Consider the following 26,984-nt stretch of genomic DNA (forward strand, 5'->3'; position numbering starts at 1 on the left):
GAAGTTCCATGACTACAAGACGCAAGTTTCTGACCACGGCCGCCGCGGCCCCCGCTGCTGCCCTCGCCGCTCCGGCCCTCGCTCAGTCCAAGATCACATGGCGCCTGCAAACCTATGCCGGTGCCGCGCTGGCCGAGCATGTCATCAAGCCCGCCATCGACAGCTTCAACATGATCGCCGGCGACGAGATGCAGATCGAACTTTATTACGCCGACCAGCTTGTCCCGACGGGCGAGTTGTTTCAGGCGATGCAGCGCGGCACCATCGATGCGGTGCAGTCTGATGACGATTCCATGGCGTCACCCACCGATGTCACGGTCTTTGGCGGCTATTTCCCGTTTGCCTCGCGCTACTCGCTCGATGTGCCGGTGCTGTTCAACCAGTATGGTCTGAACGAGATCTGGGACGAGGAATATTCCAAGGTTGGCGTCAAGCACATCAGCGCCGGTGCATGGGATCCCTGCCATTTCGCGACCAAGGAACCGATCCGTTCCCTGGCTGACCTCAAGGGCAAGCGCGTCTTTACCTTCCCGACTGCGGGCCGTTTCATGGCGCAGTTCGGCGTCATCCCGGTGAACCTGCCATGGGAAGACATCGAAGTTGCCGTGCAGACCGGCGAGTTGGACGGGATCGCATGGTCCGGCATCACCGAGGATTACACCGTCGGCTGGGCGGATGTGACCAACTACTTCCTGACCAACAACATCTCGGGTGCCTGGGCGGGGTCATTCTTTGCAAATATGGAGCGTTGGGACGAGCTGTCGCCGCGCCTCCAGGAGTTGCTCAAGGTCTGCATGGACCAGTCGCACTACTATCGTCAGTGGTGGTACTGGGGCGGCGAGGCGTCGCTGCGCGTTGATGGCACCAAGATGGAACTGACCTCCATTCCGGACGAAGAATGGCAGACCGTCGAAGATGCCGCCGTCAAGTTCTGGGACGAGATCGCCGCCGAAAGCCCGACAAAGGCCAAGGTTGTCGAGATCCTGAAGAAGTACAACGCCGATATGGTCAAAGCCGGCCGCCCCTATCGTTACGGCAAAGCCTGACGCATAAGCAAAGCGCCTGCCCGGCCTTAAGGCGTCTTGAGGCCGGGCATCGTCTGTCACATTGACCGGCGATGCCCTCCGGCCCACAGGGATGGCGGGCGCGACGCACCAGGTTTAAACAACGCAGAGGCGGACAATATCGCCCCTGCCCACCAACTGAATGGACGACAGACATGACCGGCATCCTCAGCTTTGACGACCTGAAATCCCAAGCCGCCAGCGGCGCGATCGACACCGTTCTGGTCTGCGCGGTCGATATGCAGGGCCGGCTGATGGGGAAACGGTTTCACGTCGCGAACTTCATTGAATCCTCGTACGAAGAAACACACTGCTGCAATTACCTTTTCGCCACTGACCTTGAAATGTCGACACCCGAAGGCTTTGCCTCGACCAGCTGGCAGCAGGGGTACGGCGACTATGTTCTTAAACCCGATCTGACGACCATCCGCCCGGTTCCGTGGCTCGAAGGTACGGCAATGGTCCTTTGCGATGTGCTGGATCACCACAAGCACCTGCCGGTGCCCCATTCCCCCCGCGCGATCCTGAAAAAGCAGATTGCCCGACTGACAGAGCTTGGCTTTGACGCGATGATGGCGACCGAGTTGGAGTTTTTCCTGTTCGAGAAGAGCCTGGACGAGATCCGTAAGGGCGGCTTTCGCGACCTGACCCCGATCAGCGGCTACAACGAAGATTATCACATCTTCCAGACCACCAAGGAAGAGATGATCATGCGCCCGGTGCGCAATCACCTTTACGCCGCCGGCATCCCGATCGAAAACTCCAAGGGCGAGGCAGAGGCCGGTCAGGAAGAGCTGAACATTCGCTATGCCGCAGCGCTCGACTGCGCCGATCACCACACCATCGCAAAACACGCGGTCAAGGAAATCTCCTGGCAGCACGGCCATGCGGCAAGCTTTCTGCCGAAGTGGGACGCCAAACGTGTCGGTTCGTCCTCGCATGTCCACCAGTCGCTCTGGCAGTACGGCACGCCCGCTTTCATGGACAAGCACGACGAACTCGGCATGTCGGCGGTGATGAAACACTACATGGCCGGCCTTATCGCCTTTGCGCCCGACTACACCTATTTCCTTGCGCCCTATGTCAACAGCTACAAACGCTTTTCCAAGGGCACCTTTGCGCCCACGAAAACCGTTTGGTCCGTTGATAACCGCACCGCCGGTTTCCGCCTTTGCGGGGCAGGGACCAAGGGTATTCGTGTCGAATGCCGCATCGGCGGGTCCGACCTTAATCCCTACCTCGCGCAGGCCGTGATGCTGGCTGCGGGGATCAAGGGGATCGAGGACAAGATGGAGCTGAGCGCCCCGACGCGCGGCGACGTCTATGAGGACGCCAAGGCCGGGGATATCCCGCAAAACCTGGTGGCCGCGACTGCCACTTTGCGCAACTCTGCCTTCCTGCGCGCCGCTTTGGGCGACGATGTGGTTGACCATTACACCCGGGCAGCAGAATGGGAGCAGGAAGAATTTGACCGCGCGGTGACCGACTGGGAAATCGCCCGCGGCTTTGAAAGGGCCTGAGAACATGACCACAATCACCTGTATTTCGCCGATCGACGGATCGGTCTACGCCACCCGCGAATGCCTGAGCAAAGAGGCCGCGCTGGACGCCGTGGCCCGTGCCCGTGCCGCGCAAAAGGCTTGGGCCGCGCGGCCGCTGCAAGAGCGTATCGATATCGTGATGGGGGCCATCGACCAGATCGAACAGTCCCAGGACCGTATGACCCTTGAACTGGCCCACCAGATGGGTCGGCCTGTGCGTTATGGCGGTGAATTCGGCGGGTTCAAGGAACGCGCCAGCCACATGGGTCGGATCGCGGTCGAGTCGCTGGCACCCAAGGTTATCGAGGATAGCGAAAAGGCCCTGCGCAAGATCGCCTTTGAACCGCATGGTCTGGTCTTTGTCGTGGCCCCCTGGAACTATCCCTACATGACGGCCAACAACACCATCGCGCCGGCGCTGATTGCGGGCAATACGGTGATCCTGAAACATGCCTCGCAGACCATACTGGTGGGCGAACACCTTGCCGATGCCTACGCGGCGGCCGGGGTGCCCAAGGACGTGTTTCAGAACATCGTTCTGGACCACGACACCACGTCGCAGTTGATCGCCTACAACGCCTTTGATTTCATCAACTTCACCGGTTCGGTCGGCGGTGGTCAGGCGATGGAACGCGCGGCGGCGGGGACGTTTACCGGCGTCGCAACCGAGCTTGGCGGCAAGGACCCAGGCTATGTCCGCGCGGATGCGGATGTGGACGGGGCAGTCGACAGCCTGATGGACGGCGCGATGTTCAACGCCGGTCAGTGCTGCTGCGGGATCGAACGGATTTATGTCCACGAAAGCCTTTATGACGCCTTTGTGGAAAAGGCCGTGGCCTGGGTCAACGCGCTGAATCTGGGCAACCCGCTGGAGCAGGCGACGACGCTTGGCCCGATGGCCAATGTGCGCTTTGCCAAAGAGGTTCGCGCGCAGATCGACGAAGCCGTGGCCATGGGTGCGACCGCGCATATCGCCAAGATGCCCGCAGATGATGGCGGCGCTTACCTCACCCCGCAGGTGTTGACGGGCGTGACCCACAAGATGCGTGTGATGCGCGACGAAAGCTTTGGCCCGGTCGTCGGCATCATGCCGGTGAGCGGCGACGAAGAAGCGATCGCGCTGATGAACGATTCCGTCTTTGGCCTGACTGCTGCGATCTTTACCAAGGACGCTGTCGCGGCCGAGGCGATTGGCGCGCGGCTTGAAACCGGCACGGTGTTCATGAACCGGGCGGACTACCTTGACCCGGCGCTGTGCTGGACCGGTTGCAAGCAGACAGGGCGTGGCGCGGGCCTGTCCGAACTCGGCTATCGTGCGCTGACCCGACCGAAATCCTATCACCTCAAGAAAGCCTGACCCATGTCGCTCAAAGCCAACTGGTCCTATCCCACCGCCATCCGCTTTGGTGCCGGGCGCATCGCCGAAATCGGCGAAGCCTGCGCCGCTGCGGGTATCAAGAAACCCCTGCTGGTCACTGACAAGGGGCTGGCGAACCTGCCGATCACCGCATCGACGCTCGACCTGATCGCAGCGGCCGGTCTGGGCCGTGCGATTTTCTCTGACGTCGATCCCAACCCGACCGAACACAATGTTGCCGCCGGGGTTAAGGTGTACCGCGATGGCGGGCATGACGGGGTCATCGCCTTTGGCGGCGGATCGGGGCTCGACCTTGCCAAGATGGTTGCGTTTATGGCGGGGCAGACGCGGCCCCTGTGGGATTTCGAAGACATCGGTGACTGGTGGACCCGTGCCGATGCGTCCGTGATCGCCCCCATCGTCGCCGTGCCGACCACCGCAGGAACGGGGTCCGAAGTGGGCCGCGCCAGCGTGATCACCAATTCCGAAACGCACGAGAAAAAAATCATCTTCCACCCGCTGATCCTGCCCAAGGTGGTGATCTGTGACCCGGAACTGACTGTCGGCATGCCGCCGATGATCACTGCGGGAACGGGCATGGATGCCTTTGCCCATTGTCTTGAGGCCTACTGTTCGCCCCATTACCACCCGATGAGCCAGGGCATCGCGCTGGAAGGCATGCGGCTGGTCAAGGACTACCTGCCACGCGCCTTTGCCGACGGCACCGATATCGAGGCGCGCGGTCAGATGATGTCAGCCGCCGCCATGGGTGCCACCGCGTTCCAGAAGGGGCTTGGCGCGATCCACGCAATCAGCCACCCCATCGGCGCATGGCACCATACGCACCATGGCACGACCAATGCGGTGGTGATGCAGCCGGTGCTGCTGTTCAACCGCCCTGCGGTCGAGGATCGTCTGGAGATGGCGGCGCGGTATCTGGGGATCGAGGGCGGGTTTCAGGGCTTTTACGACTTTGTCGGTGAGCTGAATGCCGGGCTGAAGATCCCGGCCAACTTGACTGAACTTGGGGTGAAGGATCCGGATATCGACGCGCTGGTGGCTTCGGCGTTGCAGGACCCGAGCGTTGGTGGCAACCCGGTAGAGATGACGGTGGAAAACACCACGGCCCTGCTGAAGGCCTGTTTCTGAAGCCGCGCCTGTGATGGGCACCAGCCCGGAATAATGGCACAAAAGCGCCCGCCTCGTCAGAGGCGGGCGCTTTTGTGTCGTCAGCGCCGCTGGAACGAGATCATCACCAGAGCCAGGACACCCGAGCCGACCATCAGCAGCAGCGACACCGCGTTCAATACCGGAGTCGAGCCTTCCTTGAGGCGGTCGAACATGGTGATCGTCAGGGGCGCGTCAGAACCGACCAGCATCAGTGTTGTGTTGAAATTCTCAAAGCTCATCAGAAAGGCCACTACGAATGCCCCGACGAGGGCAGGCATCAGATAGGGGATCGTGATCGTGCGTACAGCCGTCAGCGGCGATGCGCCAAGGTTCAGTGCGGCCTCTTCCAAGGACCGGTCGAATTTGATCAGTCGGGCCGAAATCACCAGTGTCGCGATCGTGGTGATAAAGGAAAATTGCCCCGCGATGACCAGCGGCAGGCCGGGGCGCAGCGCCTCGACGTAAAGGCCGCTCAGGTCCTGAACCGTTCCCGCAACCCGGCTCGAGAATATCAGGATGGAAATGCCCAGAACGATCCCGGGCACCACCAGCGGCAACAGCATGAGCACGTAAAGAAAGCCGCGTCCGCGAAAGCTGTAGCGGTTGAACAGGAAGGCGTTTGTGGTGCCCACCGTGACCGCTAGAAGCGATACCCAAAAGGCGACAAAGACCGAGGTCCAGATGGACGACAGGATGCGGCGTTCGTGGAACAGCCCGATCTGCGGGCGCGCATCGCCAAAGAACCAGCCCCAGGTGAAACCCTCCCACGGGAGGGACGGAAACTGGCTGTCGTTGAAGGCAAAGACCGACACAGCGACCAGCGGCAGCGCCAGCCACAGGAAAAACGCCACGACGTAGGCCTTGTAGATCAGGCGCACACCGCGCGGTTGCGGGATCGAGGGGATCATGACCCTTCTCCCATCGTGCGTTCGAGCGTCTGACCGGTGAGCCGCAGCATCCCCCAGACGATCAGCGAACTTGCCCCGAGCAGGCAGAAGCCAAAGGCCGCGCCCAATTCCCAGTTAAAGCGGACGATGAACTGTGAATAGATCAGCTGCGTGAACCATAGCGAATCCTTGCCGCCCAGCATCGTCGGGGTGAGGTAGTTGCCAAGCGACAGCATGAAAACGACGATGCAGCCGGACACGATCCCCGGCATGGCGTGGGGGATGACGATTTCGCGCAGCACGGAAAAGCCGTTGCCGCCCAGATCATAGCCCGCTTCGATCACCGCGTCGTCAAGGCTTTCCAACGTCGTTGTCAGCGGCACGACCATGAACAGCATCGAGGTATAGACCAGCCCCAGCATCATCGCAGAGTCGTTATACAGCATCTCGACCGGCTGATCGGCAAGGCCCGCCCACTGCAGCAGCCCGCTGATAACCCCGGTTTCGCGCAGCAGGATGATCCAGCCGAAGGTGCGCACCAGTTCGGACACCCAAAAAGGGATCAGGCACATCAGGAACAAACTTGCCTGACTGCGGCCCTTGGCGATCTTGGCGATGTAATAGCTGATCGGAAAGCCGATGATCAGGGTGATCGCCGTCGCCAGAATGGACATGATCGCGGTGCGGGCAAAGGTCACCAGATACAGGGGCTGCGTAAAGAAATCGGCGTAGTTCTGCAGGCTGGGGGTATATTCCCCCGGGGCCACGCGGGCGCGCAGGGACACCAGCGCCATGTCGATATGCGGGATCACGATCAGAAGTCCCAGCCACAGCACCAAGGGTGCGAGCAGCAGGAAAAAGCTTAGCCGACCCGGGGTCATGTGCCCGAATCCGCGAAACACAGGGATTGGTCGCGATTCCAACCGATATGGACCGCGTCGCCCTTGTCCAGCCCGGCAAAGGCAGCGGACTGGGGCAGGGCGACGTCGATTTCAGCCCCGGATTGCGGGTCGCGCACCAGAACGCGCGAATTGGCGCCGTTGAACAGCATCGCCGTGACCTGCACGGCAATCTGGTTGGCATCCTCGCCCATGGCGTGCGGATCATGCGCGATGCTGATCGCCTCGGGACGGACAAAAATCTCGACCCTGTCACCCTGCGCAAGGCCGGTGCCCCGGGCGCAGAGCGTCAGGCCGCTGTCCAAAAGGACGGTCACATCGGCACCATGCGCGGCGGTCACGCGTCCCTTCCAACGGTTGGCATCGCCCACAAACCCCGCGACAAATGCGGTTGCGGGATTGTAGTAAAGTTCGCGCGCCGGGCCGACCTGTTCGAACCGTCCGGCGTTCATCACGGCGACCTTGTCGGACATGACAAGTGCTTCGCCCTGATCGTGGGTGATGTAGACAAATGTGGTGTCGAATTCGGCCTGAAGCGCCTTGAGTTCGACCTTCATCTTTTCGCGAAGTTTGAGGTCAAGCGCGCCAAGCGGTTCATCCAGCAGCAAAACATCGGGTTCCAGTACCATGCAGCGGGCAATGGCGACGCGCTGTCGCTGACCGCCGGATAGTTCTGACACCTTGCGCCCGCCGATGCCGGGCAGGCTGATGCGTTCCAGAACTTCGCCAGTGCGGCGCATGATTTCGGATTTCGAAACGCCTTGGCGGCGCAGGCCATAGCCGATGTTTTCGGCAACGTTCATCATCGGGAACAGGGCGAGGTGCTGAAACACCATGTTTACCGGGCGCTTGTTCGGTGGCACGCCAAGGACAGATCGGCCCTTGATTCTAATGTCGCCGCTGGAGGGTTCCAGAAACCCGGCGATCATCCGCATGATCGTGGTCTTGCCACAGCCCGATGGCCCGAGGATGGAAAAGAAGGAGCCTGCGGGGACTGAGAAATCCACCGAGTCGACAGCCGTGACATTGTCGAACCGCTTTGCCAGTCCGCGGCATTCAAGATCCGGGGGCGTGTCCGTCATCATCGGGTATTCCTTCGAAAAATAGCGGCGGCCCGGATCTGACTCCGGGCCGCCAAAGATCGTATCAGACCTTAGCCCGCGGCCTGAACGCGATCCAGAGTCTCGCCCTCGATCCGCTCAATCTCGGCGGGGACGGGGGGATACCAGCGGATGTTGTCCACGGCTGCGGGCGGAAAGCTGTTTTGGTACTGTGCCTTGAGAGCATCGTTGACGAATTCGTCGGCCCCGGCGGAGGCTGTGAAATTGCCGGCCTCTTCGGTGATCATCGCAGCGATCTTGGGCTGCATCACAAAGTTGATCCAGGCATAGGCGGCATCATCCGCGCGGCCCTGAGCGGGCAGGGAAAAGGTGTCGACCCAGCCAAGAGCACCCGAGGTGGGCGCGACGAAGTTGATGTCAGCATTGTCGGTGTTCAGTTTCCAGCCACCGGTGTCCCAGGCCATCGCGGCCACGGTTTCACCCGAACGCATGAGGTTGATCAGCTCGTCGCCGCCGCTCCAGTAGGTTTTTACCACCGGCTTGCATTCGATCAGCTTGGCTTCGACCTGGTCGAGGATTGCCTGATAGGCGGCAATGTCGCCATAGGCGGCAAAGGGGTCGAGCCCCATGGAAAATGCAAAACCGATCAGCGTCGGACGCTTGAGCCGGTAGGTGACCTTGCCGGTCAGATCCGCGTTGCAGAGGTCGGTGTAGTCGGCGACGCTGCTGGCCTCGGCCGCATTCACGATCAGGCCCGAGGTGCCCCAGACGTCAGGAACCGCATAAACGGCACCATCGACGGTGGTGTTGGTTTTGGTCGCTTCGAGCATCGAGGGGATGAAGAGCGCGGTGTCGATCTTGGACATGTCGATCGGTTTGTAGATGCCGAATTCGGCCTGCGGGCCGGCGATGCGGTCCTGGCTGGGTTGGGCAAGGTCGAAGCCGCCGCCGCCGGTTGCACGCAGCTTTGCGACCATTTCTTCGTTGTTTGATAATGTCACTTCGACCGTGTGGCCGGTCTCTGCCTCGAACAGGTCGATGACCGCATCCGGTGCGTAACCGCCCCAGGTCAGCAGGCGAAGAGTGTCGGCATGGGCCGGGGCGTTCAGCGCCAGAACGGCGACAGTGGCCGCCAAGGTGAATCTGGATTTCATGATGTCTCTCCCAAAAAGTACAGTCAGTAAGGCCCTATGATCCAGCTGTGTAAAGGCTGAGTAACACGATGCCGCCAGCGACATGGTTTCGGATACCTTTGGCGATGTTAGTGATTGCCGTGCCAAATACCATAGGCGTGTTGCCGATCTGGCCTTGGTCGTTTGCAGGGGTGGGGCGGCGCGATCAGTCCTGTAAACCGGCGCCGGGCAGGCGGGAAATTGCCCGACCATTCAAATTGGATCGGCTTTACTAGACGTCATACCGAGAGATTAGGACTTCCTTCAGTCGAACCTTGCAGACTGACCAAGGGGAAATCTTTGCTCGTGATGGTGGATGGGCTGACGTTTTGACATTGAACAACAACAGACGGCTGACCTGCCCTGCGGGGGCGGCTGGAACAAATTATAAACCGAACCCGGATGATGGCATCTTGCATCGCTATCTGCTGGCCAGGGGGGGGGCAGGATGAAAATGACCTTCAGACGCAGTTCCGACCGACTGGACATCCTGATGGTGGTCGATGACGATTTCGATACCAACGCGCTGTGCCAAACCCTTTTGGAGAATGGTATCGACTGCCGGATGGAGCGGTGTGTTGATGGGACCGAGGCGCTTGAATACCTCCAGCGGGAACATGGTCTACTGTCGGGGAAATTCATCATCCTGCTGGACCTCAGCAGCCCACAGGTGAACGGCTATGATTTTCTGACCACTATCCGCAGTGATCCGAAACTCCGTCGCTCGGTGATTTTCGTTCTATCCACTTCGTCCGAAAAGAAGGACATAAATGCGGCCTATGACCTGAATGTCGCCGGCTACATCCTCAGGACCGAAAGCGGCGTGGAGAACCTGCAGATTTTTCGGTTTCTCGATGCCTATCGGAGTCTCGTGACTCTGTCGGATCTGATGTTACGCTAATATTTGTCTGAGTATGCTCTGGTGATCCGTGAATGTGCGGGCGCAGAGCTGTTGTGGTCCGTGGATCTGACAGATGGCCCCGGTTTATGCCGCTAGCGAGCTGATACGGATTTGCCGACCGCTGGATTGGCTGGCGCCCCGCAGGGGGCGCACGGAGCCAACCGTTAAAGATCTCAAGGAATATTGGCCGCGCGCCAACGTCCGGCCCTCAGCGTGGCCGGTGCAGAATAGTTTTGGCAAGAACACGCAGGTCGATCCGGCTTGGCGTCGGGCCTTTGCCGAAGACCTGTTCGTCCAACGGGCGGAGGAGCAGGAATTCGGGTTTATTGCTGGAATCCTGCTGTGAGCGCAGGATCGCCACGGCGGTCTTTCTGAAGTCTGCGTCATTGTCCCTTCGCGCGTCACGCCGCAACCGGCTGCGCATTTTCCAGCGCGTCAGCACCTTGCGGGCTGCGGAAACCCCGGCCCGACGCGACCCGCGCCCGGCGGCAAGTAAAGTCAAAGAGACTATGCCGGACGCCATCCAGATCAACAGGATGCGCCAGCCCCCGGCAAACCCTTCGCTCCAGGAGGATGCGGAATTGTCGGCAAAGCTCTTGTATCCGATGGGGGCTGCGGGAATTGTCACCGTCTGTGACTGGTCCCGGTCGGTGTCGTACCACGGGATCGTGACTGCCGGCAGCACGCCGAGTTCGCCGGTCGTCGGGCGCAGGGTCCATCGCCAGATAACTGTGGTCACGGGCCCCTCTGGTGTAAGCTGTTGGCTGCGCTCTTCGGGGGGGCTGAAGGTGATGAGCCAGGGTGCACGCATGGCGGGTTGCGGCGGCAACATTTCGGGAGTGGCGCCAAACACGCGCAGGATCACCCGCCGCTCGACACTTTCGCCATCGACAAGCTGCGCGGCATCGGCGCTGAAGGAATCCGAAAGCTCCACGGCGCGGGCAGGAAGCCAGGTATCACCCTTTGCCACCGGCGCGGCGCGGACCTCAATCGTCACGGGTTCTGATCGCACAATGGCACGGCGGCGCTGGCCCGCCTCAAGATATTCCAGATCATGCGCGATGGGCAGGATCGTCAGACTGCCGGACGCCTTGGGGTACAGCGCGATGCGCCGCTCAAAAACCCGCAGGCTGCGCCCGTCGATGCGCTGTTGTGACCAGTTGTCCTGCCCGAGACGGACCCAATCGACCCCGGTCATGCGGCGCAATTTCAGCTCTTCCAGGGTGATGTTGACAGCGTAAACTCCGCGGATCGTGGCCAGCACCATCCGCCCGACCATCGGTTGCGCACCGGGATCGTCCAGAACCAGATCAAGCCGGGCGCGCTCCGTTGGCAGGTCCGTCTCCTGCGCCGATGCGGCGGTAGCTGCCAGAAACAGGATCAGCAGAATCCTTACCATCTGTCGGCTTCCTGCTGTGCGGCGGTGCCATTGACGCGCCGGCGCTCCATCTCGGCCTCTAACCGGCTCTGCAGATAGGCACCGGGGGCATCGGCCAGCGCATCCAACCAGTCATCCCCCGCTGAAAGGGTGCGTTCGTTGTCCACGCCCCGTTTAATACTGCGCCGCGCGGCGTTACGCTCCGAAGACATCAAAGTTAGTTCTGGGTTTTCCGGATCAAACGCCTCGGTTGTCAGACCGGATGCGTTCAGCACCGCACGGATGCGGCCATGGCCCATCGCCTCGCCCACCACGGGCACGATCAACCGCGCCACGGCGGCGCGGCTGCGTTGCGCGCCTTCGTCGAAGCGATTGGAAAACAGGTAGGCGTCGAAATAGGCGACGGAAAGTGGGTAGTCCCCCGTCATGGCGAGCGTAAGGCCCCTGTCGAAAGTTGCACTGCGTCCAACCGCCTCAAAGGCGGAGTCGGCCTCGGCGTAGCGGCCAAGTTCATAGAGAGCGGCACCCCGGGTTGCGTCGTCGGTCAGCAGAGGCAGCGCAAGCGCGGGGGCACCGACCCGCATGAACAATTTTGCCCAGGCTTCCGGTCCGGCACCGACGGCCATAACAACGGCCAGCGCCAGAAGGGCGGTTTTGCGGTGCTTCATGCGACCCTCCTGCGCCGGAACAACGGTAGAAGGGCGAGGCAGGCCAGCGCAACGATCCAACGGCCCTGATCGCGATAAAGCACGGATCGCCGGGTGATATCAGCCTGGCTTTGGCTCTGTCGTGCGTTCAACTGTTTGAGGAGCGGTTGAAGGTCGTCTGGTGTTACGACAATGCCACCGCCCGCCGCGGCAAGGCTGTTCAACCCGTCCGGGTCTGCCGGGGTCATGCCGTAGGGGGCGTTCTGCGGTATGATCTGCACGGCCGAAACCCGTGCACCTGCCGCCTGTAGAAGCCGCGCCTCACTCAGGGCATCCGGACCCAGCGCGCCGCCATCGGTCACCAGTACCACATCCGCGCTTTCCGCCGCCGCGTCAGCCAGAGTGCCGCGGGCAAGCGCGAGCGCGCGGTCAGGGCGGCTGCCTGTTACGGGCATCGTTTCGGCGTCGATCGCGCCGACCGCGGTTTGCAGGCTCGCGGTTTCCTCGACCGGGACACTGACCAGAAAGCTTTCGCCGGCATAGACCGCCAGCGCGACGGGCCGCGTGCCATGCACATCCAGCAGGCGCGAAACGGCTGCCTGGGCATCGTCAAGACTGCCGCCTTGGATGATCGAGGGGGACAGGTCCATCAGGATCATGATGACATCGAGATTGCGGAATACCGGCGCGTCGGCACGGCGTGTTGCCGGCCCCGAAAGGCCAAGCGCCAACAGCACGGCAGAGGTGCCGATAAGCCAGGGCCGTGCGCTGCGCGACGCCGGATCAATCATCCCGCGCCCCTGCAAAAAGACGAGAAGTTGCGGATCGATCACCCGCGCCCATGCAGCCGACCCGTCCGAGCGGCGTGCCAGCAACAGCGCGCCAAGCAGCGCCAGCGGCACAGCCAAAATCCAGAGCGGGCGCAGGATCAGAAGGTCGCCAAGGTCGATCATGTGGCGGCCCCCGGGCGGGCGCAGAGCAACCCCAGCAGCATGACCAGCGCCGCTGCTGCGGGCCAGATCCAAAGCTCGCGCCAGGCGGTGATGGGCGGTGCCGCGGCGGCGCTCGGCTCCAGCTGATCGATGGATCGGGTGACGGCGCTCAGATCTTGGGTGGTGCGGACGCGGAACATCTCGCCCCCTGCCGTAGCGGCGATCTGGTCCAGCGTTTCGGTATCGACAACGTCGTCGGGCCGTGCGGCGGTGCCTGCGTCGTCCGGGCCAAGGGCGATGGTATGAATCCGGATGCCGAGTTCGCTGGCCTTTTTCGCCGCTGCGACGGGGTCGACCACGCCGCTGGTGTCGCGTCCGTCCGATAGCAGGATGACCACCTTGGATTTTGCATCGCGGTCGCGCAGACGTTTGATGGCAAGCCCCAGACCATCGGCAATTGCGGTTGCCTTGCCCGACACGCCAATCACCGAGGTTTCGATCACCTGCGCAACCGCGGAGACGTCGTGGGTGGGGGCCGCCGCGACATAGGCGCGATCGCCGAACACCACCAGCCCGACACGGTCGCCGACACGCCCGCGCACAAATTGCGCGGCCACCGACTGCACGGCGGCAAGGCGCGAAACGCGTGTCCCGTCGATGTCGAAATCCTCTTTCTCCATCGACCCGGACAGGTCGAGCACCAGCACGATGTCGCGCCCCGTTGCGGGCAAAGTGTCAAGGGTCACAAGGATACGCGGCCCGGACAGCGCCAGCACCGCGCAGATCCAGGCCAGCGTCAGAGCGACAAGGCCCAGATGGCGCGCGGCGCGGCCCGATACAGCATCGCGGGCCTGTGCGAGGATTGCCGGGGGCAGGGTCATGGCACCGTGGCGTAGCTTTTCGGGCGGCAGGAACAGCGCCAGCAGCGGGAGCGGCAAAAGTAGCAGGGCAAGGGGGGCGGCAAAGGTCATGCGCGTGCCCTCTTGCGAGCCGCCGCGAGAACCGCCTGTTCCAGCAGTTCCGCGTCCATAGTGTTTCGCGGGTCATAGAGGCCGTCGTGGATGCCATCCGGCAGGGGCGCAGATGGGTCGAGTTTGCGCAGAAGATTTGCCAAAGCGACGACCCGTGCCTCGTCTGGGACTTGCCGGAAGCGGCTGATCGCTGTGCGCGCCAGAGACAGCCGCGATGGGCGTGGTCGTGTCAGAAGCCGAAGAAGGGGCGACAGAAGGACGCCGGTAAGTATTCCCAGTGCCATCAGCAGCAGTGCATCCCGCAGGCCGAAGGCGGCGAATTCTGCCGGGATGCGCACTGGCGCGAGTTGGGACAGAAGGTCGCCTTCGTTCATGCCTGCGCCCGGGATTGGTCTGCAAAAAGATCGGTCTCGGCGGATACGGCAACGACCGGAACACCGATGCGTTCAAGAGTGTCCCGGGCCGTGCCCGCGCTGAACCGCACCTGACGGAGACCTTGCGGTGTCCTCACGGGGAGCACACCACGCGGTGGGTCCAGTTCGATCCGGTCCTGTATGAGAAGGATGCTTAGGCGGCATTTGCGCATCGCCGCCTCGGCCACTTCGGCAAAATCCTGCCCGGGCTGGTCATAGCCGGTCGCCAGAACCACCTGAGTACCCGGCACCGCACGCGCGATTGACTGCGCCAGAAGTGTGCCCAGATCGGGTGTTACCCCGTCGGCGGGCAACGCAACTGCCGCCTCGTGCATCCGCACAAGTGCCGACGCGATGTCGAGCATCGCCGCTTCACGCGGGCGGGGGGCAAGCGTGACGCCCCCGCCGTCATGTTCGCCGTGCAGCCCGACACGTCCGCCGGCGGCGATGGTGCGCCAGCCTTCCAGCGCCAGCGCCTCGGCCGCTGCGATCGACCGAAGACGGCCCCGACTTCCCCACAGCATCGGGCTGCGGAAATCCGCGACCAGCAGCAGGGTCCGGTCCACATCCTCGTGATAGGTCCGAACGTGTGGGCGACCGCTGCGGGCGGTGGCGGCGGGGTCGACCCGGCGCGGATCGTCGCCGTCCTGAAACGGGCGAAGGTCATGGATGTCGCCGCCCTGTCCGCGCCGTCGGCCAGCAGTCCCGCCGCTGTGGCTTTGCGCGTGTCCCCCCTGTTGCACCCCGAAGGCAAGACGGCGGAGCGCGACGAGCCGGTCAAGGCTCAGGTGGATGCCATCGTCCGGCTGGGTCACAGCGGCGCGACCTTTTGCAGGACCTCGGCAAAGATCGACCGGGCCGTTTCGCCAGCCGCGAGCGCGCGCCAGGTCGGGGCCAGACGGTGGCACAGCACGTCCGGTGCAAGTGCTGCCACATCTTCGGGGATGGCGTAGTCGCGCCCGTGCAAAAAGGCCCGGGCGCGCACACAGGCCGCGAGCGAGAGAGAGCCGCGCGGGGAAACTGCGTGGCGGATGCGGTCGGTCACGGCAATGCCTTCGCCATCGCGCCGCGTCGCCATGACCAGCGCGACGATGTACTGCCGCAGGGCAAGCGACAGGTGGACCGCGGCCACCGCCTTCTTCATCGCCGCCAACCCGCTGGCAGTCAGTCGCTCAGTCGGTGCCAGCGGTGGCTGTTTCAGCTCGCTTTCGACCAAATCGAGGATGGCCAGTTCCTGCGCTTCGTCCGGCAGGTCAAGGATGACATGCATCAGGAACCGGTCAAGCTGCGCCTCGGGCAGGGGGAAGGTACCTTCGCTTTCCAGGGGGTTCTGGGTGGCGATCACCATGAAGGGTTCGGGCAGTGCGCGCGTGGTACCACCGACCGTCACCTGACCCTCGCCCATGGCTTCGAGCAGGGCGGACTGCACCTTGGGCGGGGCGCGGTTGATTTCGTCGACCAGCAGCAATTCGTGAAAGACCGGCCCGGGCAGAAAGGCCATGTCGCCCGCATCGGCACGGAAGACCTGTGTGCCGGTGATGTCCGAAGGCATAAGGTCTGGCGTGCACTGGATCCGGGCAAAACGCGCCTCCATGCTGTCGGCAAGGCGGCGGACCGAGCGCGTCTTGGCCAGCCCAGGTGCCCCTTCGATAAGCAGGTGGCCCCCTGTCAGCAGAGCGATCAGCAGGCGCTCGACCAGCGCCTCGTGGCCGATAAGGCCGCTCTCCATCCGCGCAGCGAGCGCCCGAGCCGATGCGTTTTCCGGCGTTTCGCGCGAAAGTGCTGTTGCATCCTTCATTGCAGTCTCCCCCCTGCTTGTCCTTCGGTGGGATAGAAACATGGGGGCGGCAGAAAAGACATTCGGCCATTGGTCCCAGTGTACCGGGTTTCTGCGGGGCTGTGCCGGGTCCAAAGAGTTCGGGAAAATATGCCCCATCCGGGGAATGGTGGGGTTTTAGCGGCGGAACCTTCTGCCTAAGGTCGCCACCATGTGCAGGCCGTATTGGCACGCTGTAAGTCCCGGAGTTTATACATGATTCGCACAGTCGTTTTCGATCTTGATGGCACGCTCGTGAATAGCGCCCCGGACCTGCAGGCTGCTGCGAACCGGATGCTTGGCGATCTGGGGCATGGACCGATCGAACTTGAAACCGTTATCGGCTTTATCGGCAACGGCGTCGAAATGCTGGTGCGCCGCTGTCTGCGTCATGTCGGGCAGGATCCACAGGATCTTGGCCGCGCGCTGGCGCTGTTTCAGGGGTATTATGCACGTGACCTGACGACGCTGACCCGGCCCTATCCCGGTGTGCTCACATTGCTGGAAACGCTGAGGGAGGCCGGTCTTGTCCTTGGGTTATGCACCAACAAACCTGAAAAACCGGCGCGTGATCTGTGTCAGTCTCTTGATATTGATAAGTTTTTTCAGGTTATTTTGGGAGGTGATACGCTGGCCGTGCGCAAACCCGATCCGGCACCGTTGCGTCATGTGGTTGCGGCGCTTGGCGGCACCGCGCCTGAAACATTGTACGTCGGCGACAGCGAGACGGATTATCTGACTACCCGCCGAGCCGGAATCCGCTTTGCCTATTTCGAAGGTGGATATCAGCGCACGCCTATTGCGGGGTTCAAACCAGACCTGAAAGTGGCCGAAATGGGCGACCTGGCCCGGAGAATTCTGCAACCCACAACATGACGCAGGGACTTGTATAAAAAGTTGACATTTTAACTATATGTAGATTTTTTGTTAAGGTTATGCGAACATTTATTAAGCAGTTAGTAAAGAGAACGGTGTAGTTGAATGCCAGAAACAGGAGAGCAGATTGCGGCCTTGCCAATGCGCTGGGACAGCAATGGCGACTTGAAGATTTTACTTGTCACCTCACGTGACACAGGCCGCTGGGTAATGCCCAAGGGCTGGACCATGGATGGGTACAAACCCTGGGCCGCCGCGGAAATCGAAGCGCTGGAAGAGGCCGGTGCCGTTGGCTACATATCGAAACAGGCAATCGGCTCTTATCGCTATCCCAAAATAATGGACGGCGGAGCCATTGTGCCGTGCCGGGTGCAGGTCTACCCGATGATCGTGGAAAAGCTGAAACGCAATTGGAAAGAGCGCAAGGAACGCAAACGCCAGTGGTTCAGCCCGAAGTCCGCCGCCAAGCAGGTGGCCGAACAGGATCTGTCTGATTTGCTTGCGACCCTTGTCAAACGTCCTCGCAAACAGCCCGTTATCCAGAATCTTCTGCGCGCCGGATAGGAGGAATCCTTGTTGATGCAGCCTACTGGCCGGCAGACCGACAAGTTTTGTTTTCCAATTCGCCGGATTTGAAAGATCGTCGAATTTGAAGGTCTGAGCGGTGGAAAAGACATCAAGGCCGCTCCGACTAAAGCGGGGCTGGGTTCTTTTCCTACACGGATCTTCGTGAGCGGCTAATCCGATTTGAAGCAGCAGGGCATGCCCGGGAAGATGCCGCCGGACCTATTCAGACCCGTGCCGTAGGATCAGCGCGTTGTTCCAGCGATAACCGGATTGTGTTATTGGTACAGGGTGACACGGCCGTCAAAGTGGCGCTGACGGGGTGAGCCACACACGCGACCTCCGAAGGCAGCAAACGCAGAGCGAGCAGATGCTGTGGGCTTGTCACTGGGACGCCAAACAAACCCTGGCACGGAAGTGCGAACAGCTGCTGTTAAGCTGCAGCGAAGGGACCCTGAATATTCCGAACATCAGTGCGCTCGAAGTGCTTGGGCTTGTGGTCAATTCAAATATCGAAACTCGGCCGCTGAACTTGCATCAGCGGCCGAGTAATTTCTGCGTTTAGTCCTTGCTGCGGCGTGGCACGTCATGGCCACCCGGACGACCGGCGGGTTTGCCCGTTTTGGGGCCGCGCGGTTTGCCCTTGGTGCCCGGCGGAACAAAGCGTTTGGTCGTGTCGCCTGCATTGGCCGGAGCGGGCTTGGGCTTGGCATCGCCATAAGGTTTGCCTGCGGGTTTTCCACCCGGCTTGCCGAATTTCCCGGCGGGTTTGCCAAAGGGTTTTCCGCCGCCGTCTGCCGGTTTGCCATAGGGCTTGTCGCCCGGCTTGCCGAACTTGCCAGCCGGTTTGCCCTTGTAGGGGGCTTTGGCGCCTTCGTGCTTATCGTCGCTGCGCGCCTTGTAGGGTTTGGCGCGCGGGCGCTCTTCGTCGTCACGATGTGGCTTGTAGGGCTTGGGCTTGCCCGGCTTGTCGTCACGCGGCGCATAGGGTTTTTTCGCGGGGGCACGGGGGCTTACGGGCGCCTCGGCGGTATCGTCGAACGCAGGCGGCGCGACCGGGGCGTCTTCGCCTGCGGGGCGTGCTGCCGGGCGCGGCGCTTGTTCGGCGCGGGGCTCAGCATCGTATTTCGGTTTGTATTCCGAACGGGGCTTTGAATCCGGGCGGGGGCTGCGCGGCTTGCTGTCGCGGCGCGGGGGCGGGCCGATGTCGGGTGCCTTGTCCAGCTTGCGGATCGTCATGCCGTCCTCGAGCGCACCGTCGGGGCCGATGGCCGCCATGAAGCTGTCGACATCAGAGGCGCGCAACTCGACAAAGGATTCGTTTTCTTGCACGCGGATCGCGCCCAGGCTGTCCTTGTCGATATTGCCCGCGCGGCAAAGCAGCGGCAGCAGCCAGCGGGGTTCGGCGTTCTGATCACGACCCGCGGACAGGCTGAACCAGACCGATGGGCCAAATTCGCGCGGCTTGCGATCGGGCTTTGAGTCTGGCGCCGAGAGGTCTTCGGGCGCCGAACGGCGGGCCTGATGCAGGCGCAGATAGGCTGTTGCGATCTGCTCGGGGGTGAACCGTTCTGTCAGCTTGGCGGCGAATGTCGCCTCGGATTCGTTGGGGGTATTGGTCCAGGCCGGGTCGTTCAGCAGACGCTCTTCGTCGCGGGCGACGATATCATCGGCCGAAGGCGGTACGGTCCATTCGGCGTTCAGCTTGGCAAATTTCAGCAGACGCATCGCCTTGCCGCGTACCTTTTGCGGCACGATCAGCGCAGAAACGCCCTTGCGACCGGCGCGGCCTGTACGGCCAGAGCGGTGCAGCAGAGTTTCCGCATTGCTGGGCAGTTCGGCGTGGATAACAAGGTCGAGGTTCGGAAGGTCGATGCCACGTGCGGCGACGTCAGTGGCGACGCAGACCTTGGCCCGACCGTCGCGCATCGCCTGCAGGGCGTGGGTGCGTTCGGACTGGGACAGCTCGCCCGAGAGCGACACAACGGCGAAGCCGCGGTTGGACAGCCGCGCGGTGAGGCGGGCGACCATGGCGCGGGTGTTGGCAAAGACCAGCGCGTTTTCAGCGTCATGGAACAGCAGCAGGTTGATCACGGCATTTTCGCCGTCGCGTTCACCAACAGCCATCGCCTGATAAGAGATGTCAGCATGCTGTTTCGTGCCGGTGGTGGTGTTCACCCGTTCGGCATTGTTCTGGTACTGCTTTGCCAGCGTCGCGATCATCGGCGGCACGGTGGCCGAGAACAGCAGCGTGCGGCGGTCTGCAGGGGCTTCGCCCAGCATGAATTCAAGATCTTCGCGGAAGCCGAGGTCGAGCATCTCGTCCGCTTCGTCCAATACCACGGCGCGCAGGGAGCTCATGTCGAGCGAGCCGCGCTTGATGTGATCGACCAGACGACCGGGGGTGCCGACAACGATATGCGCGCCGCGTTCAAGCGTGCGCTTTTCGGCGCGCATGTCCATGCCGCCGACGCATGTGGCGACAATGGCGCCGGTGCGCGCATATAGCCACGTGAGTTCGCGCATGACCTGAAAGGCCAGTTCGCGGGTCGGGGCAACGACAAGCGCAAGCGGCGTACCGGCCCGGCCCATCTTTTCGCTGCCGTCCAGCAGTGTGTCGGCAATGGCGAGGCCAAAGCCCACCGTTTTGCCAGACCCAGTCTGGGCCGAGACCAAAAGGTCGCGTCCTTCAAGGGCAGGGTCGGTGACCGCCTCTTGAACGGGGGTGAGGGTGGTGTAGCCTTTTTCGGCTAGTGCATCGGCGAGTGTCTGAATCATGGCAGCGGGGCGTCCTGGAAACGGGTGGTCCGGACGGGGCCCGGGCAAGGGTCGTTCCCTAATCCTTCTTTCGCAGGATGTATAGGGGGCGCTTTATAGGCATGGTTTACAGAATTCGCGACATAGAAAAACAAACCCGGACCAAAAGCAAGTATGCTGTCGGGCGGGCGTTGTTTATTCCGGCACCCTTATGCCCGCAAATCCGCGAGGGGCGGGCGGCGCATGGCCAGCAGGCCGGGCAACAGCGCGCAGATCAGCGACAGCGACAGGAACGCGGCGGCAAGGTGCAACTCGCTCCAGCCCGGTGTCGCACTGATCTGCACCGAAGTGCGCGCCGTGAGGATCCGCGACAATACCGCCGCCGCCCCGATGCCAAGGCCAAAGCCGACAACCGTGCCAAGGGTCAGCAGTGTCGCCGCATAGCTCCAGACCACGGCCAGCAGGAAACGTGGTGCCGCGCCAAGTGCACGCAGCACCGCCAGATTGCGCGCAAACAGCCGGGTGATCAGGACAAGCCCCGCCAATATCGCGGCGGCGACAAGGATCTGACTGACCACAGTGAGCAGCGACATCGCCTCGCGGACGTCCGATGCCAGCCCGTGCAACTGGCTAAGCACCGCGCCGGGGAAAAAGGCCATCATGTCAGCGCGCGAAAATTCGGTGCGCAGCGCGTAGGCCTGAAACAGCTTTTCCGGCTTGACCAGAATTGCCGGGGTGCCGGGAAAGTTCTCGGGCGCGAAGGGCGGGCCCAACTGTTCTGCGGTCTCGGGCGTGTGGCCGTTGGCAAGGCCGTGCAGTTCCCACACAATCTCGACCGGAACAAGGATCGCACGGTCCCAGGGGCTGCCCGTGGCGGGCAGTTTGCCGACGACTTTGTAGTGGATATCATGGTGGCCGTGATCATCCTCTTCGTCCATCGTTTCGACCGCGCCATGGGTGGGCACGACTTCGTCCCCGATGCCCAGCGGGACAAGCGCCCCGACAACGGCCTCTTCGTGGTCGGCAAACATCCGGCCCTGCACGGACGCGCCCGACAGGTGGGTGATGAAGTCTGTGGTTGTGCCAACGACGGGGTGCCCCTGCCAGCTGTCGCCGAACGCCAGAGGGGCGGCAAATGTAACGCCTTCGGCCCCGGCGATTTCGGCATATTGCGCACCGTTCAGCAGCGGCAGGTCGGTGGGCTGCAGATAGACGGCGGCAAGCATCGCGGTGATCTCGGATCCCGGCGCGGTGACGATCAGGTCAAATTTGTCCGCCGCGCGGGCGCTGCCCTGTCGCAAGCCGCGTTCCTGCGCGATCAGCCCGACACCCAGCGCGACCGATACGGCGACAAGGCCGGTAAAGACCAGGTTTACGGCGGCGTAGCGGCGCAGCATCGACGTGATCAGCGCCCCGGGCGCGAGTCCACGCAGAACCCAGATGCCGATCAGCACGGCCGGCAGCAGCAGGGCAACAAAGGTCACGGTGTCCTGCGCGGCGTTGGGCAGGTCAGCCCACAGGCGTGTCAGTGTTTCAGGCAGCATGGGCGGCCTCCGGTGTGCCATCGCTTAGCGTCAGAACCCGGTTCAGACGGCGCGACAGGGCCTCGTCATGGGTGACGCAAATCAGGCTTAGGCCCGTGGTTTGTGCGGCGGCGATCAGGTCATCCGTCAGCTGGTCGGCAGTGGCGCGGTCAAGGCTGGCCGTGGGCTCATCCGCCAGCAACACGGCGGGGTTCTGGGCCAGTGCGCGGGCCACGGCGATGCGCTGTCTTTCGCCGCCGGAATAGGTCGCGACCCGGCGCGGATCCCTTGGATCAATCCCAAGAGTGGTCAGCCAATGATCGGCCCGCTGCAAGATGCTGTCGCGGGCGGAACGAGGGGCGAACAGCCGGGCAACGGCGGCATTTTCCAGCGCCGGGAGTTCGTCGAACAGCAGGAAATCCTGAAAGATCTGCCCGATGTGCAGGCGGCGAAATGTGCTGAGTTGTGTTTCTGTCAGGCGGGCAAGGTCGGTGCCATCCCAGAGAACCTCGCCGCGCTGGACAGGCTGCAATCCGGCAAGCACATGCAGCAGCGTGGATTTACCGGCACCCGAAGGGCCACGGATGGCGAGACTTTGACCGGCGGGCAGCGAAAGGAATGGCAGGTCAAGAAGCATACGCCCGGAAGGTGCTGTGACACGCACATCGCGCAGGGAGAGGGACAGGGCAGAGGTCATGGTCAGGCCCGCGCGAAGGTGGCGTTAGCGATCCGCACCTTGGAATAAAAGCCAAGATCGGGGTCAACGTAGTCGCCAAGTTCCAGCGTTCCGGTAACGTTGATCAAAACGTTGAACGGAACGACATCGACGATGCGGCGGGCATAGATGGCCAGCAGGTCGCGCGGCCAGGTGGTGCCGGGTTCGCAGAACGGACAGATGGCCATGGGCATCTTGGTCAGCACGAAGAATTGCGATTCCGCCTTGAGCGGTGGGGCCATGAAGCCGGAGACGGTGATCTGTTCGCCTTGGTTCGTGAGGGCGAGGTCCGAAAAACTGAGATCCTTGTTGTAAAGATCGCGCATCTTGATGACGCCGGACTGGGCGGCATGTCCGGGGTAGGGCAGGGCCATAGTCGCGGCGAGGGAGGTCAGGAAGGTGCGGCGCTGCATCTGCATTCTCCGGTGTAGCGGTTCCAAACGGGAAACCGGGCCGACGGGCGGCCCGGTTCGGATCGTGTCAGCCGGGGATTATTCGGCTGTGACGGCCTGGTTCATCACGTGGAAGATCACGTTCTGCTCGATCACGCCGTTGAAGAGGTGCGCCCAGGGACCCTGTGCAAAGACGGCGACGTCTTCACCCGAGTGGGTCTCGGAGGATGTGGGGATCAGCGCCTGCTGGATGTAGTCGGCGTCCATCGCCTCTTCGTCGGTCACGTCGGGACGCGAACCGGCGTATGTGCCATCGGCCTGTTCGGTCAGGACCGAACCGACGCCATTCAGGTAACCCGCAACGGTGTAGGGCTTGCCATCGGCGCCAAGCAGCGGTTCGCCGGTGTTCATCATGCCGTTGTCGTTGATATCCATGCAGAGGCCCGTGATGTGCGACCCGCGACCGCAATAGCCGTTGAACGCGATGGCATGTTCATGGTCCGCGGTCACGATGATCAGCGTGTCCTCGGGGTTGGTCATCTCCATCGCCTTGCGGATGGCGGCGTTGAAGGCAACACCGTCCGTCAGGGTGCGGTGCAGGTTGCCGTCGTGGTTGGCGTGGTCGATACGGCCGGCTTCAACCGACATGTAAAAACCGTTTTCGTTGGATGACAGCGTCTTGATTGCCGCCTCGGTCATTTCGGCCAGCGACGGCTCTCCGGTGCGGTCCTGTTCGTACATCATGTGCGACGGTTCAAACAGGCCGAGGATCGGAGCGTTACTGCCTGCCGTGGTCAGAGCAAGAAACTCTTCTTCGGTCTGGGCGTACTGGGCACCCATGGCCTGTGCTTCTTCGACCAGGTTACGGCCATCCGTGCGCTTGCCTGTCTTGCCTTCGGCATCGGTCACGTCCGTGCCGATAAAGTGACGGCGACCGCCACCCATGGCCACGTCGATCGTGCCGGCCTTCATTGCGGCGATCAGCTGGGCTGCGATGTCTTCCTGATTGGTGCAATCCTCGGGGACGGCGGTGTTGTCTTCCCAGTTGCGGTTCACGGTCTTGGAGTAGACAGCCGCAGGGGTCGCGTGGGTCAGGCGCGCGGTCGAGATGACGCCGACAGATTTGCCCATGCCGGAAACGATCTCGGCGAAGGTGGTCAGTTCGTGACCCTTCATGCCCGCGCAATCGTTCACCGCGACGGCGTCAGAGACGTTGATCATGGTGTTCTTGGATTTGACGCCGGTGTTCATCGCGGATGCGGTGGGGGCAGAGTCAGGCGTCTGGCCGTTGGTGGTGTAGGTTTTCACCAGAGCCGAGTTCGGGAAAGCTTCGTGCGGCTGGACGAAATCGTCACCGGTGCCGCCGTTCAACTGACCCTCGAACAGGCGGATGGCGTAGTTGGTGCCGACACCGTTGCCGTCACCGGTGAACAGGATCACGTTCTTGGCGCGGTTGGTGTTGGGCTGGTTGGCCATATGCGCGGCGATCACTTCCTGCGCGGCGGTGAACCAGGGATCGTCGGCCTGGGCGATTGTGGTCTGAGCGAATGCGGGTGCGGCGAGGGCGATTGCCGCAACGCCAGCAAGAAGGGTGCGTGTCATGGGAGACTCCTGAATACTTCGGTGGGGCCGGGGTAGTCGGGTTCTGTGACAGTTTTATTTGGGTTTTGTGACAGGTTGATGAGGGGCGCAGGGTGACCGGAAAAAGGCAGAGACGCGGGCGCAATCGCCTGCCTGATGTGGCGACCCTTGGGCCGGAGGGGCCGTGAAACCCTCGTATGGCATGCGTATGGAAACCGTATGGTTTTCGTATGGCTGCGCCGCCATACCGGCGGCGCGGCCACGACGCTCTCTGCCAGAGTGAGAGGGGGTGTGTTCGGCGGGTGTGCGTGACAAACCTGCCATTGGGCAGCACAGCTCCTTTAGCTGAGATCACCGCTTCGTTTGTTGGCGCAGTCGATCCAGTCAGAGGCGAAATCGACTAGAGATCGAAAATCGCATACCTTGCATTCGGCACCTCCGAATTTTCCGAAAGAAACGGCGCCGGCTTTTTCGAACGCCTCACCAATTGCCGGAAACAGTCGGTTCATATCATCTGCTACGTCGGGTGTTTCGATCCATGACCCGTTGGGGCCACCGTTCTTGAAGCGCCGCGTCTTGGTCCGCTTGTGTTGTGCAAAGGTCTCGGCTGTGTGAAGGGCTGAGCATCGGTTCCAGCCGACCCCGATCAGCAAGATCTTCATGGCATGGCGATCACGAAGCTTCCCAAGGGGCGTTTTCTCGCCCGTTGCCCACGCGAGGCTGTGCTCCTTGAGAAAGTCGTTTGCTTTCTCGCCATTGAGGCAGATCGATACAGCCGGGTGGTCGCTGCGTTGGGTTCCCGGCCAGGTTCTGAAAGTCTCCGCAATGACACCCATGCCAGACGTTGGGGATTTCGCTACATCGAAACCGGGGACCGCGTCTTCGATTTCGGCAGTCTGGTCTTGGGTTAAACGGGACGGATCAACTCCAGCAGGAAAGTAGGCGTCGGAAGAGAACCCGGGCATTCCTACAAGACCTGTTCCACCCACCGTTTTCAGAAGGCTTTCCACAACTGTTCGGGCACCGCCCACGGTAGCGCCTACGGCACTCATCGAGCCATGCACAAAAAGTCCGTCTCCCGCGTGAACGCCGAGCGATATAAGATCATCGAGAAGGCTTGTCTGGGTATGAAGTACGGCAACCATACGCCTGACTATCACCATTTCTGCGGATGCAACATCCGTCAAAGTGGGCTCAATGCAGGCATTCGTGGCGGAATGATTGCGCCCGATGGGAGCGCAATCATCATGATGTATGCAAACGGCTTGCGTGGAAACTGCGGCCGTTTGTCTGGGACGTCCGGCGGATCAGTTCAGGTCGCTGGCGTAGCCCTTGGTCAGGTCGGCTTCGGCTTCGGATACGGCCGAGGTGAGCGCGTCAAAGATTTCCGGTCCGCCTTCGACGTTCTCCTGGAACCAGTCGTAGACCGGCTCGGCGGCCTTGCGGAAGGCTTCCTTTTCTTCGGGCGTCGGCACGTAGAGATCGCCGCCGTCTGCCACGAAATCCTGATAGGCCTGGATCGACTTGCGCTTGGGGCTGGCGAATGTGGCCTGCTGGAGTTCGGCAAAGCCGTCAACCACGACGCGGCGCATATCTTCGGGCATGGACAGGAACTTTTCGTTGTTCATCACCCAGATCGCGCCCATGTAGGCGTGCCCGTCCAGTGTCATGTACTTCAGCCCCGCCTCGGGGAACTTCATGTTCATGATGTCGGTGATGCCGTTCTTGGACCCTTCGACCACGCCGGTTTGCAAGGATGTGAACAGCTCGGGCCAGGAAATCGGCGTGGGGGATGCGCCCATTGCCTTGACCAGTTCCTGCGGCAGGTCGGCGACAACTGTGCGGATCTTGAGACCGGCCAGATCCTCGGGTTTGGTCACGCGGCGCTGGGTGTTGGCAAAGTTGCGCCAGCCGCCGGTGTTGCCGATGGTCATGATGCGGATGGAGTCGCCCGACGATGCCAGCGCCATGGTGCGCATGGTGCGGGTGAAGTCGCCCGACAACACGGCCTCGGCCACGCGGTCGCTGGACATGAGGTACGGCAGGTCCAGAACCTGCACATAGGGAAAGATGCCCGCAGCGCCGCCCGAGGTTGTGACGAAGACGTCGATGGACCCGTCCGCCACGCCCTGAAGGCATTCCGCCCCGCCTGAACACAGCTGCGTGCCGATGAACAGTTCGACCGCGATGGCGCCGTTCGATGCGGATTCGACGTAATTCTTGAACACGACGAGGCCGTCGTAATCTTCGTCATTTTCGTTGGAATTTGCGGTGGCGCGGATGGTGAAATCCTGCGCCGCGGCGCCTATCGCGCTGGTGGCGAGCAGTGCGGCGGTAAGCGCCACCTTTGTCAGACCTTTGAACATG

General features: G+C 62.0%; 25 protein-coding genes. 7 read left to right on the forward strand and 18 right to left on the reverse strand.

Annotated elements, in window-relative coordinates; translation table 11 throughout:
• Window positions 1-8 precede the first annotated feature (8 nt).
• The 4 genes from CHB75_RS17965 to CHB75_RS17980 all read left to right on the forward strand — a co-directional run bounded on the left by CHB75_RS17965 (window position 9) and on the right by CHB75_RS17980 (window position 5,111).
• Window positions 9-1,046: a TRAP transporter substrate-binding protein gene (locus tag CHB75_RS17965; protein ID WP_089273039.1), complete on the forward strand. Its 1,038-nt coding sequence runs from the start codon at window positions 9-11 to the stop codon at window positions 1,044-1,046.
• A gap of 173 nt (window positions 1,047-1,219) precedes the next feature.
• Window positions 1,220-2,584 (forward strand): glutamine synthetase family protein, encoded by a 1,365-nt coding sequence (locus CHB75_RS17970; RefSeq protein ID WP_089273041.1) that lies wholly within the window; start codon window positions 1,220-1,222, stop codon window positions 2,582-2,584.
• Between the two features lie 4 nt (window positions 2,585-2,588).
• Window positions 2,589-3,962, forward strand: coding sequence for an aldehyde dehydrogenase family protein (locus tag CHB75_RS17975; protein ID WP_089273043.1), 1,374 nt, complete (start codon window positions 2,589-2,591; stop codon window positions 3,960-3,962).
• A gap of 3 nt (window positions 3,963-3,965) precedes the next feature.
• Window positions 3,966-5,111, forward strand: coding sequence for an iron-containing alcohol dehydrogenase (locus tag CHB75_RS17980; RefSeq protein WP_089273045.1), 1,146 nt, complete (start codon window positions 3,966-3,968; stop codon window positions 5,109-5,111).
• Between the two features lie 80 nt (window positions 5,112-5,191).
• On the opposite strand, the gene CHB75_RS17985 is transcribed toward CHB75_RS17980, so the two are convergent.
• From CHB75_RS17985 to CHB75_RS18000, 4 genes are all read right to left on the reverse strand, one after another.
• Window positions 5,192-6,040: an ABC transporter permease gene (locus CHB75_RS17985; protein ID WP_089273047.1), complete on the reverse strand. Its 849-nt coding sequence runs from the start codon at window positions 6,038-6,040 to the stop codon at window positions 5,192-5,194.
• Entirely contained in the window at window positions 6,037-6,900 is an 864-nt protein-coding gene (locus CHB75_RS17990; protein ID WP_089273049.1) for an ABC transporter permease, read from the reverse strand. The genes CHB75_RS17985 and CHB75_RS17990 overlap by 4 nt, the downstream gene beginning before the upstream one ends.
• A complete protein-coding gene (locus CHB75_RS17995; protein WP_089273125.1) occupies window positions 6,897-8,000 on the reverse strand; it encodes an ABC transporter ATP-binding protein in 1,104 nt (367 codons plus the stop codon). The genes CHB75_RS17990 and CHB75_RS17995 overlap by 4 nt, the downstream gene beginning before the upstream one ends.
• 71 nt (window positions 8,001-8,071) lie before the next feature.
• Window positions 8,072-9,133: an extracellular solute-binding protein gene (locus CHB75_RS18000; RefSeq protein WP_089273051.1), complete on the reverse strand. Its 1,062-nt coding sequence runs from the start codon at window positions 9,131-9,133 to the stop codon at window positions 8,072-8,074.
• A 472-nt stretch (window positions 9,134-9,605) separates the two neighbouring features.
• Here CHB75_RS18000 and CHB75_RS18005 point away from each other — a divergent pair, with 472 nt between their 5' ends.
• Window positions 9,606-10,052 (forward strand): response regulator, encoded by a 447-nt coding sequence (locus CHB75_RS18005; protein WP_176439193.1) that lies wholly within the window; start codon window positions 9,606-9,608, stop codon window positions 10,050-10,052.
• Between the two features lie 208 nt (window positions 10,053-10,260).
• On the opposite strand, the gene CHB75_RS18010 is transcribed toward CHB75_RS18005, so the two are convergent.
• From CHB75_RS18010 to CHB75_RS18040, 7 genes are read right to left on the reverse strand one after another with little or no spacing between them, the layout of a single operon-like run.
• Complete coding sequence (locus CHB75_RS18010) at window positions 10,261-11,451, reverse strand: BatD family protein (RefSeq protein WP_089273055.1); 1,191 nt, start codon at window positions 11,449-11,451, stop codon at window positions 10,261-10,263.
• A complete protein-coding gene (locus CHB75_RS18015; RefSeq protein ID WP_089273057.1) occupies window positions 11,445-12,098 on the reverse strand; it encodes a hypothetical protein in 654 nt (217 codons plus the stop codon). The genes CHB75_RS18010 and CHB75_RS18015 overlap by 7 nt, the downstream gene beginning before the upstream one ends.
• Window positions 12,095-13,030, reverse strand: coding sequence for a vWA domain-containing protein (locus CHB75_RS18020; RefSeq protein WP_245841054.1), 936 nt, complete (start codon window positions 13,028-13,030; stop codon window positions 12,095-12,097). The genes CHB75_RS18015 and CHB75_RS18020 overlap by 4 nt, the downstream gene beginning before the upstream one ends.
• Window positions 13,027-13,980, reverse strand: coding sequence for a VWA domain-containing protein (locus CHB75_RS18025; RefSeq protein WP_089273059.1), 954 nt, complete (start codon window positions 13,978-13,980; stop codon window positions 13,027-13,029). Before CHB75_RS18025 ends, CHB75_RS18020 begins: the two co-directional genes overlap by 4 nt.
• On the reverse strand, window positions 13,977-14,354 hold the full coding sequence (locus tag CHB75_RS18030; protein ID WP_089273061.1) for a hypothetical protein: 378 nt from the start codon (window positions 14,352-14,354) through the stop codon (window positions 13,977-13,979). Before CHB75_RS18030 ends, CHB75_RS18025 begins: the two co-directional genes overlap by 4 nt.
• Complete coding sequence (locus CHB75_RS18035) at window positions 14,351-15,208, reverse strand: DUF58 domain-containing protein (RefSeq protein ID WP_176439194.1); 858 nt, start codon at window positions 15,206-15,208, stop codon at window positions 14,351-14,353. The genes CHB75_RS18030 and CHB75_RS18035 overlap by 4 nt, the downstream gene beginning before the upstream one ends.
• Complete coding sequence (locus CHB75_RS18040) at window positions 15,205-16,191, reverse strand: AAA family ATPase (protein WP_089273065.1); 987 nt, start codon at window positions 16,189-16,191, stop codon at window positions 15,205-15,207. The genes CHB75_RS18035 and CHB75_RS18040 overlap by 4 nt, the downstream gene beginning before the upstream one ends.
• Before the next feature lie 234 nt (window positions 16,192-16,425).
• Between CHB75_RS18040 and gph the strand changes: the two genes are divergently transcribed.
• Together gph and CHB75_RS18050 are read left to right on the forward strand one after the other, a co-directional pair.
• The gene (gph, locus tag CHB75_RS18045; RefSeq protein ID WP_089273067.1) at window positions 16,426-17,085 is read left to right on the forward strand and encodes a phosphoglycolate phosphatase; all 660 of its coding nucleotides are present in this window, start codon (window positions 16,426-16,428) and stop codon (window positions 17,083-17,085) included.
• A 105-nt stretch (window positions 17,086-17,190) separates the two neighbouring features.
• Window positions 17,191-17,649, forward strand: a complete 459-nt coding sequence (locus CHB75_RS18050; protein WP_089273069.1) for an NUDIX hydrolase — start codon at window positions 17,191-17,193, stop codon at window positions 17,647-17,649.
• A 561-nt stretch (window positions 17,650-18,210) separates the two neighbouring features.
• Here the strand turns inward: CHB75_RS18050 and CHB75_RS18055 are convergent.
• The 7 genes from CHB75_RS18055 to CHB75_RS18085 all read right to left on the reverse strand — a co-directional run bounded on the left by CHB75_RS18055 (window position 18,211) and on the right by CHB75_RS18085 (window position 26,983).
• Window positions 18,211-20,427: a DEAD/DEAH box helicase gene (locus tag CHB75_RS18055; RefSeq protein ID WP_089273071.1), complete on the reverse strand. Its 2,217-nt coding sequence runs from the start codon at window positions 20,425-20,427 to the stop codon at window positions 18,211-18,213.
• 188 nt (window positions 20,428-20,615) lie between these two features.
• Window positions 20,616-21,950, reverse strand: a complete 1,335-nt coding sequence (locus tag CHB75_RS18060) for an ABC transporter permease (RefSeq protein WP_245841056.1) — start codon at window positions 21,948-21,950, stop codon at window positions 20,616-20,618.
• A complete protein-coding gene (locus CHB75_RS18065; RefSeq protein WP_089273073.1) occupies window positions 21,940-22,626 on the reverse strand; it encodes an ABC transporter ATP-binding protein in 687 nt (228 codons plus the stop codon). The genes CHB75_RS18060 and CHB75_RS18065 overlap by 11 nt, the downstream gene beginning before the upstream one ends.
• A 2-nt stretch (window positions 22,627-22,628) precedes the next feature.
• Window positions 22,629-23,057 (reverse strand): hypothetical protein, encoded by a 429-nt coding sequence (locus CHB75_RS18070; RefSeq protein WP_089273075.1) that lies wholly within the window; start codon window positions 23,055-23,057, stop codon window positions 22,629-22,631.
• A 78-nt stretch (window positions 23,058-23,135) separates the two neighbouring features.
• Window positions 23,136-24,638, reverse strand: coding sequence for an alkaline phosphatase (locus CHB75_RS18075; protein WP_089273077.1), 1,503 nt, complete (start codon window positions 24,636-24,638; stop codon window positions 23,136-23,138).
• Between the two features lie 320 nt (window positions 24,639-24,958).
• On the reverse strand, window positions 24,959-25,804 hold the full coding sequence (locus tag CHB75_RS18080) for an AAC(3) family N-acetyltransferase (protein WP_141135143.1): 846 nt from the start codon (window positions 25,802-25,804) through the stop codon (window positions 24,959-24,961).
• 120 nt (window positions 25,805-25,924) lie between these two features.
• The gene (locus tag CHB75_RS18085) at window positions 25,925-26,983 is read right to left on the reverse strand and encodes a TRAP transporter substrate-binding protein (RefSeq protein ID WP_089273081.1); all 1,059 of its coding nucleotides are present in this window, start codon (window positions 26,981-26,983) and stop codon (window positions 25,925-25,927) included.
• Window position 26,984 lies beyond the last annotated feature (1 nt).

The organism is Puniceibacterium sediminis (genome assembly GCF_900188035.1).
Taxonomy (GTDB): Bacteria; Pseudomonadota; Alphaproteobacteria; order Rhodobacterales; family Rhodobacteraceae; genus Puniceibacterium; species Puniceibacterium sediminis.

Bases quoted from the DNA above. Each gene is read 5' to 3' on its own strand.
- CHB75_RS17985 (WP_089273047.1), bottom strand. From the start codon at position 6,040: ATGATCCCCTCGATCCCGCAACCGCGCGGTGTGCGCCTGATCTACAAG.
- CHB75_RS18000 (WP_089273051.1), bottom strand. From the start codon at position 9,133: ATGAAATCCAGATTCACCTTGGCGGCCACTGTCGCCGTTCTGGCGCTG.
- CHB75_RS18010 (WP_089273055.1), bottom strand. From the start codon at position 11,451: ATGGTAAGGATTCTGCTGATCCTGTTTCTGGCAGCTACCGCCGCATCG.
- CHB75_RS18085 (WP_089273081.1), bottom strand. From the start codon at position 26,983: ATGTTCAAAGGTCTGACAAAGGTGGCGCTTACCGCCGCACTGCTCGCC.
- CHB75_RS17975 (WP_089273043.1), top strand. From the start codon at position 2,589: ATGACCACAATCACCTGTATTTCGCCGATCGACGGATCGGTCTACGCC.
- CHB75_RS18075 (WP_089273077.1), bottom strand. From the start codon at position 24,638: ATGACACGCACCCTTCTTGCTGGCGTTGCGGCAATCGCCCTCGCCGCA.
- gph (WP_089273067.1), top strand. From the start codon at position 16,426: ATGATTCGCACAGTCGTTTTCGATCTTGATGGCACGCTCGTGAATAGC.
- CHB75_RS18030 (WP_089273061.1), bottom strand. From the start codon at position 14,354: ATGAACGAAGGCGACCTTCTGTCCCAACTCGCGCCAGTGCGCATCCCG.
- CHB75_RS17980 (WP_089273045.1), top strand. From the start codon at position 3,966: ATGTCGCTCAAAGCCAACTGGTCCTATCCCACCGCCATCCGCTTTGGT.
- CHB75_RS18065 (WP_089273073.1), bottom strand. From the start codon at position 22,626: ATGACCTCTGCCCTGTCCCTCTCCCTGCGCGATGTGCGTGTCACAGCA.
- CHB75_RS18055 (WP_089273071.1), bottom strand. From the start codon at position 20,427: ATGATTCAGACACTCGCCGATGCACTAGCCGAAAAAGGCTACACCACC.
- CHB75_RS18025 (WP_089273059.1), bottom strand. From the start codon at position 13,980: ATGACCTTTGCCGCCCCCCTTGCCCTGCTACTTTTGCCGCTCCCGCTG.
- CHB75_RS18005 (WP_176439193.1), top strand. From the start codon at position 9,606: ATGACCTTCAGACGCAGTTCCGACCGACTGGACATCCTGATGGTGGTC.
- CHB75_RS18060 (WP_245841056.1), bottom strand. From the start codon at position 21,950: ATGCTGCCTGAAACACTGACACGCCTGTGGGCTGACCTGCCCAACGCC.
- CHB75_RS17970 (WP_089273041.1), top strand. From the start codon at position 1,220: ATGACCGGCATCCTCAGCTTTGACGACCTGAAATCCCAAGCCGCCAGC.
- CHB75_RS18050 (WP_089273069.1), top strand. From the start codon at position 17,191: ATGCCAGAAACAGGAGAGCAGATTGCGGCCTTGCCAATGCGCTGGGAC.
- CHB75_RS18020 (WP_245841054.1), bottom strand. From the start codon at position 13,030: ATGATCGACCTTGGCGACCTTCTGATCCTGCGCCCGCTCTGGATTTTG.
- CHB75_RS17965 (WP_089273039.1), top strand. From the start codon at position 9: ATGACTACAAGACGCAAGTTTCTGACCACGGCCGCCGCGGCCCCCGCT.
- CHB75_RS17995 (WP_089273125.1), bottom strand. From the start codon at position 8,000: ATGACGGACACGCCCCCGGATCTTGAATGCCGCGGACTGGCAAAGCGG.
- CHB75_RS17990 (WP_089273049.1), bottom strand. From the start codon at position 6,900: ATGACCCCGGGTCGGCTAAGCTTTTTCCTGCTGCTCGCACCCTTGGTG.
- CHB75_RS18040 (WP_089273065.1), bottom strand. From the start codon at position 16,191: ATGAAGGATGCAACAGCACTTTCGCGCGAAACGCCGGAAAACGCATCG.
- CHB75_RS18070 (WP_089273075.1), bottom strand. From the start codon at position 23,057: ATGCAGCGCCGCACCTTCCTGACCTCCCTCGCCGCGACTATGGCCCTG.
- CHB75_RS18015 (WP_089273057.1), bottom strand. From the start codon at position 12,098: ATGAAGCACCGCAAAACCGCCCTTCTGGCGCTGGCCGTTGTTATGGCC.